Annotated in this window: 1 protein-coding gene and 1 pseudogene; both read left to right on the plus strand. The window is 64.2% G+C overall.

What is annotated here, in order from left to right:
• Window positions 1-33: 33 nt before the first annotated feature.
• A complete protein-coding gene (locus tag J7U37_RS24805; RefSeq protein ID WP_247637482.1) occupies window positions 34-444 on the plus strand; it encodes a response regulator in 411 nt (136 codons plus the stop codon).
• Window positions 445-644: 200 nt separating this feature from the next.
• Window positions 645-957, plus strand: a pseudogene (locus J7U37_RS24810) (PAS domain S-box protein); the annotation flags it as partial.

A 957-nucleotide genomic window follows, 5' to 3' on the forward strand; every position in this document is an offset into this window, starting at 1 on the left:
GCAACCTCTGGACGAGGTTGGCCTTACCCCTTGATGACCCTGCCTGGCCCTTCCGATGCGCCCTTCGCCCTCGTGGTCGACGACGACGCCCTGATCCTGATGGATGCTACCGATATCCTGGAGGATGCGGGCTTCGCGGTGCTGGAGGCGATGAACGTGGCCCAGGCGATCAGGGTGCTCGACGAGCACCACGGCAAGGTGCAGTTGCTGTTCACGGACGTGCAGATGCCGGGCGATGGTGACGGTTTCGACCTCGCGCGTCGGACCGCCGAGTTGTGGCCGCACATCACCATCGTCGTGGCCTCCGGCCACGTACGACCCGAACGCGGAGACCTGCCGGACGGGGCGACGTTCATCGCGAAGCCCTTCAGTCCCTCGGTTGTCCGGCACCATGTCCGCAATAGGTTGCCGTCGGAAAAACATCCCGAGTCCCTCAAGAAGTAGCGGCGGTCTTGGGCTGGCGCCGAGAACCACCACCTATGGGGGCGTAGCACTCTGGACGAACCGCTCCCGAACGATCCGGCCATCGTCGCACGGAGACGCTCCAGAACCTTCGAATACCATTGTGCGGTGAGGCGTTTAACGGCAGACCGCTTTTCGGTCGGCAGTAGGCCGCAACAGCATCGGAAGTCGGCTGGAGGGCCATGGCGGGAGGCAACAAACAGGTCGATGGACTTCGCCGGCACGAACTGGCGAGCTACGACATCCTCGACACGCCCGCCGAGACCGAGTTCGACGACATCGTCAGGGTGGCGTCGGAAACTTGCGGCATGCCCGTGTCGCTGATCTCGCTCCTGGACGGCGAACGCCAATGGTTCAAGGCCGAGACCGGCTTCGGACGGAACGAGACGCCGCTGTCCCAATCGATCTGCGCCTACACCGTGCAGCAGGACGACGTGTTCGAGATCGAGGACCTGACCCTCGACGCGCGTACGTCGGACAACCCCCTGGTGACCG

The sequence above is a fragment of the Methylobacterium sp. 37f genome, assembly GCF_023093475.1.
Taxonomy (GTDB): Bacteria; Pseudomonadota; Alphaproteobacteria; order Rhizobiales; family Beijerinckiaceae; genus Methylobacterium.